Below are 7,810 nucleotides of genomic sequence, written 5' to 3'. Positions count from 1 at the left end.
CGAGATCTCGGGCCAGATCGCGCAGATCCAGACCTCGACCGGTCAGGCGGTCGCCTCGATCGGGGGGATGACCGGGCGCATCCGCCAGATCAGCGACGTGGCGACCTCGATCGCGGCGGCGGTGGAGGAGCAGGGCGCCGCCTCCGAGCTCTCGCGCCAGTCCGAGCACCTCGCGGCGGAAGTCGATCGCTTCCTCGCCACCGTCCGCGCCGCCTGACCCGATCACGCCCCTCCCCCCCCCCTCTGCGGGGGAGGGTGGCCCGCGAAGTGGGTCGGGAGAGGGGAGCGACCTCTCCGGATAACGCGCTCCCTTTCCCGACCCTCGCTGACGGGAGGCCCACCCTCCCCCACAGAGGGGGGAGGGAAGTGGCGCGTCGAGCTGGCGCGGCTTCCCTTAAAGCCCCAACGCGCCGCCGTCCGAGCGGGGGTCGTGGACCGCCTCGATGCGGCCGTTGCGGGGGTGGCGGACCAGCATGCCGGCATGCCCGAGCGAGTCGATGTAGGCCCCGCCGAGCTCCTCGATCTCGTGGCCCATCCGGCCGAGCGCCCGGATGCAGGCCGGGTCGAAGCGGTCCTCGACCTTCACGGTCAGCGATTCCGCGCCCCAGGTGCGGCCGTAGAGCAGGCGCGGGGCGTCGACCGCGTCGGCGGGGCCGAGCCCGTAGTCGGCGTAGCGGGTGAAGACCTGCGCCTGGAACTGCGGCTGGCCGTCGCCGCCCATCGAGCCGTAGGCCATCAGCCGGCCGTCGTCGAAGCAGGCGAGCGCCGGGATCAGGGTGTGGAACGGGCGCCGCCCCGGCTCCAGCGGGTTCACGGCCGTCTCGTCGAGGGAGAACGAGGTGCCGCGGTTCTGCCAGTGGATGCCGGTGGCCGGCAACACGCAGCCGGAGCCGTATTCCCAGTAGATCGACTGGATGTAGGACACGGCCAGGCCGTCGTGGTCGATCGCGCCCATCCACACGGTGTCGCCCTCGCCGGGGTTGCGCAGCGGGATCGCGGCGGCGCGCGCCATGTCGACCTGCGCCGCCTCGCGGGCGAGGTTTTCGGGCGTGAGATACTGGGCCGGGTCCGTGACCAGGCGGTCGTAGTCGGTCACCACCCGGTCGCGGATCGCGAAGGCGCGCTTCGTCGCCTCGATCAGCCCATGGTAATGCGCCGTGGTCTCCGCCTGGCGGATGTCGAGCCGGTCGAAGATGCCGAGGATCAGCAGCGCCGCCAGCCCCTGCGTCGGCGGCGGAAAGTTGTAGAGCGTGGCGTCGCGGCGGCGGATCGAGAGGGCCGAGCGCTCGCGCGGCTGGTAGGCCTTGAGGTCGGCCCTGGTCACCGGGGCGTCGAGGCGTTCGAGGTCGGCGGCGATCTCGCGGCCGACGTCGCCGCGGTAGAAGTCGTCGAGACCGGCATGGGCGAGCTGCTCCAGGGTCGCGGCCAGCGCCGGCAGCGTCCGCACGTCGCCCACCGGCCACGGTTTGCCCTCCTTGAGGAACGTCTTCGCAAAGTTCGGGGCGTCGTGGAGGGTGTCGAGCTCCTTCGGCACGTAGCGCCCTTCCGAGGGCGAGACCGGACAGCCCTCGCGGGCGTGGCGGATCGCGTCGGCGAGCAGCGTCTCCAGCGGCAGCCGGCCCCCGAGCGCGCGGGACAGCTCCAGGGCCAGGCGCCAGCCGCCGACGGCGCCGGCCACCGTCACGCAGGCGTCGGGGCCGCGGGCGGGGATCGCGTCGAACTCGCGCTCGCGGTAGCGCGCCCGGGTGGCCAGCGCGCCGGCCGGCCCGCAGGCCTCGATGCCGCGCACCCGGCCGCCGCGCTCGCGCACCAGCCAGAACCCGTCGCCGCCGATGCCGTTCATGTGCGGGTAGACCACGGCGATCGCCGCCGCCATCGCGGTCATCGCCTCGATGGCGTTGCCGCCCTGCGCCAGCACGGTCTGCCCGGCCTGCGCGGCGAGGTGGTGCGGGGCGGCGCAGGCGCCGTGGGAGAAGACGGGGGTCTCGGGCATGGTCTCGCTCGCGGCTGGCGACGGCTCGCTCCGGCTGTACGAAAACCGTGCCGTCGGTGCAAAAGGCGCGAGGGCGGCCACTCCGCTTCCCCCCCCTCTGCGCTACTGGATCCACATCGTTCGTCACGGCATCGGATAACGCGCGGGTTCCCCTCTCCCCGCGTGCGGGGAGAGGCCCGGCTGCACCCCGTCGTGCAGCCGGGGAGCGAGAGGCGAAGCCGAAGCGACGGTGAGGGGGAGCTTCCGGAAGTGCCTCCTCCGGCTCGGCCCCCTCACCGTCGGCTGCCGCCTCGCTTTGCCGACGACGAGGTCGTCAAAGCCCTCTCCCCGCACGTGGGGCGAGGGGATGCGCGCACGTCGAACCGCCAAGGGCAGGAGAGGTGTGAATACAGTAGCCGTTGTGCGGGAAAAGGCAGAACGCGCGGTTCGCGTGTCACCGTCCCGCATCGGACTCGGCCGGGCGCCTGTTGTACGGTTGCCGCCGCACGCCACCCGAGCCGTCCGTGATCCACCGCCCATCCGCCATCGGAGCGCTTGCCGCGATGCTCAGCATCCCGGCCTTCGCGCAGACGCCGCCGGCGCCCCCGGCCATCCCCGTGATCCGCGAAGGCGCCGGCGGCGACGTGCGGACCTCCGTGGCCCAGCCCGAGACCACGAGCCAGACCTCGGGCGGCTACGCCCGCTCGGTCGAGCCCTATCTCGGCCCCCTCGGCGATCCCTTCGGCCTGCGCCCGGTGCTGAAGGAGCGGGGCATCCAGTACAGCCTCACCTACATCGCGGACGTGCTCGGCAACCCCACCGGCGGAATGCGGCAGGGAGCGGTGGTGGAGGACCGGCTGAACCTGCGGCTCTACCTCGACCTCGACACGCTCGCCGGCTGGCAGGGCGCCACGGCGCACGCCAACGCCTACTTCATCCACGGCACCGGCCTCTCGCGCTACTACGTCGGCAACCTGCTCGACGTCAGCGTCATCGGGGCGCTGCCCGCGACACGGCTCTACGTGCTGTGGTTCGACCAGCAGCTCTTCGACGGCAAGCTCGGCCTGCGCGTCGGCCAGCAGGCCGCCGACAGCGAGTTCTTCGTGAGCCAGACCGCGACGCTGTTCGTGAACTCGAGCTTCGGCTGGCCGGCGATCACCAGCGCGAACCTCCCCTCCGGCGGCCCGGCCTACCCCTTGGCGACGCCGGCGATCCGGGCGAAGTTCGAGCCCGGCGGCGGGCTGTCGTTCCAGGCCGGGCTCTACGACGGCGATCCGGCCGGGGCCAGCCGCCCGGGCGACGACGCGGAGGCGCAGCGCCTCAACCGCACCGGCACGAACTTCCGCACGCACGACCCGGCCCTGATCGTGGCCGAGGCGGCCTATTCCTACAACACCGAGAAGGGCTCGACCGCGCTGCCCGGCACGGTGACCTTCGGCGGCTGGCAGCATTTCGGCCGGTTCGACGACCTGCGCCGCGACACCCTCGGCCTGTCGCTCGCCGACCCGGCCTCGTCCGGCCTGCCGCGCCGGCAGCGCGGCAACGCCGGGCTCTACGCGATGATCGACCAGAGCGTCCTGATCGAGCCCGAGAAGGACGACGAGGGCCTGTCGGTGTTCGTGCGCGCCTCGCTCTCGCCGACGCGCTCCAGCCTGATCTCGGCCTACGTCGACGCCGGCCTCGCCTACAAGGGCCTGATCCCGGGGCGCGACGACGACACGGTCGGCGCCGGCATCGCCTACGCCCGCTACGCCGACGACGCCCGCCGGGCCGACACCGACACCATCCTGTTCACCGGCACCCCGATCCCGCGGCGGCGGGCCGAGACCGCGCTGGAGGCGACCTACCAGGCGCTGGTGGTGCCGGGCTTCACCGTGCAGCCGGACCTGCAGTACATCATCCGCCCGAGCGGCGGCGTCGCGGATGCCGACGGGCGCCGACTGAAGAACGCCACCGTTCTCGGGGTGCGGGCGACCGTGCAGTACTGAGTCGAAGGTCCGCCGGCCCCGCCGTGCCGGCCGCACCGCCCTATCTTCCCCTGATGATCATTTTCGAGTGGGTTGTCGGCGTCCTGTTCGGCGCGGTGCTGCTGGCGGCGCTCGCGCGGCGAATCGGTGCGCCGTATCCGGCCTTCCTGGCGCTCGGCGGCGTCGGCCTGGCCTTCGTGCCGGGCGTCCCGAACCTCGAGCTCGACCCGGGGCTGGCGCTGGCGCTGTTCCTCGCGCCCGTGCTGATGGATGCCGGCTACGGCACCTCGCTGCGCGACCTGAGGGCGAACTGGCGCCCGATCGCCGGCCTCGCCTTCGGTGCGGTGGCGGTGACGACGATCGCGGTCGCCGTCGTCGCCAAGCTGCTGGTGCCGGACATGCCGCTTTCCGCCTGCATCGTGCTCGGGGCGATCGTCGCGCCGCCGGACGCGGTGGCCGCGCTCTCGGTGCTGCGCCACGTCTCGCTGCCGCACCGCCTCACCACCATCCTGCGCGGCGAGAGCCTGCTCAACGACGCCGGCTCCCTGCTGATCTACCGGCTCGGCGTCGCGGCCGCCGCGAGCGGCGCCTTCCACGTCTCCGAGGTCGGCCCGACCTTCCTCGTGGGCGTGGTCGCGAGCCTGGTGGTGGGGCCGCTCGCGGGGCTCGCCTTCGTCGCCGGGATGCGGCGGGTGCAGGACGCGGCCAGCACCATCGTGCTGCAATTCGTGGCCGCCTTCGGCATCTGGATCGCCGCCGAGCGCCTGGAGATGTCTGGCGTGCTGACGCTGGTCGCCTTCGCGATCACGGTGGCGCGCGGCACCCCCGGCATCACCGCCCCGCGCGTGCGCATCATCTCCTACGCGGTCTGGAACACGGCGGTGTTCGTGCTCAACGTGCTGGCCTTCGTGCTGATCGGCATCCAGATCGGCCCGATCCTCGAGCGGCTCGCCGGCGCCGACCAGCTCGTCGCGCTGGCGCTCGCCGGCGCGGTCTTCGCCACCGTGGTGCTGGTGCGCATCGCCTGGGTGCTGCCGGCGTCCGGCCTGCCCGGCCTCTCCGTCGCCGATCCCGGCCGCGGCCGGCTCCGGAGCGCCGTCGCGGTGTCCTGGGCTGGGATGCGCGGCATCCTCACCATCGCCACGGCGCTCGCCCTGCCGCAGGAATTCCCGCACCGCGACCTGATCGTCTTCGCCGCGTTCGGCACGGTGCTCGGCACCCTGGTGGTCCAGGGCCTGACCCTGAACCCGCTGCTCGCCCGCCTCGGCCTCGAGGACGACGACCCGGTCGGCCGCGAGACGGGCCGCGCCCGGGCCGAGGCCTACCAGGCGGCCCTCGACAGCCTCGACGCGGCCGACGACGAGCCCGGCATCGAGGCCCTGAGGGCGGAGCTGCGCGGCGCGCTCGCCGAGGCGGAGGCCCACGAGGAGGGCCGCGCTCCGGAATCCCTGCCCACCGACGGCCCGCGCCGCCGCGCCATCACCGCCGCCCGCGACACGGTCATGCGCCTGCGCCGCGAGGGCGCGATCGGCGACGACGCCTACTTCGTGCTGGAGGAGGAGTTCGACTGGGCCGAGCTCAACGCGACGCCGAAGGCGGAGACGTGAGGGCCACATCGTCTACGTTCTAAACGGAAGGAGCGACCTATGAGCAGGCGTGATCCCGGGCTGGGCTACGTCCCGAACGACGCCTACGCCGAGGCAGATTGGGCAGCGGTCGACAGCCCGCCGCTGACCGACGCCGAGCTGGCGCGGACGCGGCCCGGCGTCAAGGGCATGCTGCCGGCTATGGCGGAGGCCTTCGGCCGCCGAACGGCGGGGCAACCGCAATCGGCCCGGGCGCGCAGGAAACGTGGCGCCAAGCGTTCGGAATGACCGCGCACACCCGAAGGCCGACCGTCAGACCGCCACCCGCGCCTCGATCGCGTCCCACGCGCTCACGGCGAGGTCCGGGCCGCCGAGGCGCTTGATCGCGCGGATGCCGGTGGGGGAGGTGACGTTGATCTCGGTGAGGTGCCCGTCGATCACGTCGATGCCGACGAGGATCAGGCCGCGGCGGCGCAGCTCCGGGCCGATCGTGGCGCAGATCTCGCGCTCGCGCTCGGTCAGGTCCGAGGGCCGGGCGGCGCCGCCGCGGACCATGTTGGAGCGGATGTCGTTCAAGGCCGGCACGCGGTTGATCGCGCCCATCGGCTCGCCGTCGACGAGGATGATGCGCTTGTCGCCTTCGGTGATCTTCTCGAGGAAGCGCTGCACCACCCACGCCTCGCGGAAGGTGACCGAGAACAGGTCGAACATCGAGCCGAAGTTCGGGTCGGTCTCGGAGACGCGGAACACCGCCGCGCCGCCGTGGCCGTGCAGCGGCTTCATCGCCACGGTGCCGTGCTCGCGGCGGAATTCCTCGATCTCCGCCTTGTCGCGGGAGATCAGCGTCGGCGGCATCAGCTCGGGGAAGTCGAGGACGAAGAGCTTCTCGGGCGCGTTGCGCACCTCGGCCGGGTCGTTCACCACCAGCGTCTGCGGGTGGATCTTCTCCAGCATGTGGGTCGCGGTGATGTAGGCCATGTCGAAGGGCGGGTCCTGGCGCATCAGCACCACGTCGGCCTCCGACAGATCGATCCGCTCGATCTCGCCGAGCGTCGCGTGCGCGCCCTCCACGTCCTGCACGCTCAGCGCCTGGACGCGGGCGGTGACGCGGCGGCCCTGCATCGAGAGCCGGTCGGGGGTGTAGTAGATCAGCCGGTGGCCGCGCGCCTGCGCTTCGAGCAACAGGGCGAAGGTGGTGTCGCCGGCGATGCGGATCGCCTGGATCGGGTCCATCTGGACCGCAACGGTCAAGGCCATGTCGTCGGGCTCCGCTCGTGACGCGGCCGGCTCCCGAGGGACGATCCATCCCCCGGAACGAGCCGGCCGCTCGTCGTCCACCATCCTCGAACCGGGCGCGTCGCGGACGCGCCCGAAGCGATCAATCCTCCGGCATCGACTTTCCGCCGGTGCGCTTGTCGTAGTCGCCGATGGCGTTGCGGCACTCGGGCGACAGGCGCTTGCGGTTGCGCGTCATGCACTGCTCGGCCGCCGGGCTGTTCGGGTCGACGCCGGCGCAGAGGCGGAAATAGTCGTTGGCGCAGCCGAGCTGCAGCCCCTGGTCCTCGCGCTGGGCCTGGGCCGGGCTGCCGGCGAGCGCCAGCAGGGCGAGCGGGAGGCCTGCCAGCGCCGCGGAGCGGAGCATCCGAGGCAGAAGCGCGCCACGGGCGTGTCGAAACGTGTCCAGTCGCATCCAGCGTGGTCCTTGCATGTCGGCCGTGGGAACCCCGGCGTCGGATCCGCCCGAGGGCGGCATCCGCGAATGGCCCGGCATATCGGTCTCCGGCGTCGCTAGGCAAGCGTCGCGACCGTGCGACGGTTCCGCTTCCACCCCTCGGCGACCGCAATGCAGCATCTGCCGTGGGAGCCCGTCGAGGCCGCAATGCGGCATTCGCGCCGCAGGTGCCGGCGGAGACCGAGAAGGAAACGCCCTCCGACAAACGAAGAAGGGCCCCGCCCGGGTCGCGAGCAGGGCCCAGTCGTTGGGAGGAAACGCCCGCCATGGGCGAATCCTCCCTCGCAAGGCGCAGGCCAACCGCGTGCGAACCTCTGGCCGGCCCCCTTCCAGCCCCCTTCCAGCCCCCTCTCGCGTGGCGCCGCGCGGACACCTCCGGCGACGACGCCGAAGCAGGTCGCCGGAGGTCCTGCCGGGAAACGATCCGTTAACCATGGCGTGCTGATCTGCCGGCATCGACACGCCGTCGCCCTTGCCGACGCCCCGCCCCGGGGCCCGGGCGCGATGCCCGGATAAGCCGACAGGTGCCTGCCATGACCGTCTCCCGATCCAC

The 7,810-nt window shown here is 72.6% G+C and carries 6 protein-coding genes and 1 pseudogene; 4 read left to right on the top strand and 3 right to left on the bottom strand.

The genetic code is table 11. The features are described 5' to 3' along the window. A pseudogene (locus FV234_RS24430) lies at nucleotides 1-217 on the top strand (chemotaxis protein); the annotation flags it as partial. A gap of 177 nt (nucleotides 218-394) precedes the next feature. Here the strand turns inward: FV234_RS24430 and FV234_RS24425 are convergent. After that, a complete protein-coding gene (locus FV234_RS24425) occupies nucleotides 395-1,993 on the bottom strand; it encodes a gamma-glutamyltransferase family protein (RefSeq protein ID WP_147764710.1) in 1,599 nt (532 codons plus the stop codon). 542 nt (nucleotides 1,994-2,535) lie between these two features. Here FV234_RS24425 and FV234_RS24415 point away from each other — a divergent pair. From FV234_RS24415 to FV234_RS24405, 3 genes are read left to right on the top strand one after another with little or no spacing between them, the layout of a single operon-like run. Beyond that, the gene (locus tag FV234_RS24415) at nucleotides 2,536-3,960 is read left to right on the top strand and encodes a carbohydrate porin (protein ID WP_147832217.1); all 1,425 of its coding nucleotides are present in this window, start codon (nucleotides 2,536-2,538) and stop codon (nucleotides 3,958-3,960) included. A 53-nt stretch (nucleotides 3,961-4,013) separates the two neighbouring features. Continuing rightward, on the top strand, nucleotides 4,014-5,546 hold the full coding sequence (locus tag FV234_RS24410) for a sodium:proton antiporter (RefSeq protein ID WP_147754476.1): 1,533 nt from the start codon (nucleotides 4,014-4,016) through the stop codon (nucleotides 5,544-5,546). 39 nt (nucleotides 5,547-5,585) lie between these two features. Further along, a complete protein-coding gene (locus tag FV234_RS24405) occupies nucleotides 5,586-5,813 on the top strand; it encodes a hypothetical protein (protein WP_147832215.1) in 228 nt (75 codons plus the stop codon). A gap of 24 nt (nucleotides 5,814-5,837) precedes the next feature. On the opposite strand, the gene gshB is transcribed toward FV234_RS24405, so the two are convergent. Then, nucleotides 5,838-6,782: a glutathione synthase gene (gene gshB / locus FV234_RS24400; RefSeq protein WP_147754474.1), complete on the bottom strand. Its 945-nt coding sequence runs from the start codon at nucleotides 6,780-6,782 to the stop codon at nucleotides 5,838-5,840. 121 nt (nucleotides 6,783-6,903) lie between these two features. Beyond that, complete coding sequence (locus tag FV234_RS24395; protein WP_147754479.1) at nucleotides 6,904-7,167, bottom strand: hypothetical protein; 264 nt, start codon at nucleotides 7,165-7,167, stop codon at nucleotides 6,904-6,906. Nucleotides 7,168-7,810 lie beyond the last annotated feature (643 nt).

The organism is Methylobacterium sp. WL8, assembly GCF_008040045.1.
In the GTDB taxonomy this organism is placed as follows: Bacteria; Pseudomonadota; Alphaproteobacteria; order Rhizobiales; family Beijerinckiaceae; genus Methylobacterium; species Methylobacterium cerastii.
This window is presented reverse-complemented; position numbering and strand designations above follow the sequence as displayed.

What these genes read in the sequence shown, in the direction of transcription:
- FV234_RS24395 (WP_147754479.1), bottom strand. Translation starts at nt 7,167, where the DNA reads ATGCTCCGCTCCGCGGCGCTGGCAGGCCTCCCGCTCGCCCTGCTGGCG.
- FV234_RS24405 (WP_147832215.1), top strand. Translation starts at nt 5,586, where the DNA reads ATGAGCAGGCGTGATCCCGGGCTGGGCTACGTCCCGAACGACGCCTAC.
- gshB (WP_147754474.1), bottom strand. Translation starts at nt 6,782, where the DNA reads ATGGCCTTGACCGTTGCGGTCCAGATGGACCCGATCCAGGCGATCCGC.
- FV234_RS24415 (WP_147832217.1), top strand. Translation starts at nt 2,536, where the DNA reads ATGCTCAGCATCCCGGCCTTCGCGCAGACGCCGCCGGCGCCCCCGGCC.
- FV234_RS24425 (WP_147764710.1), bottom strand. Translation starts at nt 1,993, where the DNA reads ATGCCCGAGACCCCCGTCTTCTCCCACGGCGCCTGCGCCGCCCCGCAC.
- FV234_RS24410 (WP_147754476.1), top strand. Translation starts at nt 4,014, where the DNA reads ATGATCATTTTCGAGTGGGTTGTCGGCGTCCTGTTCGGCGCGGTGCTG.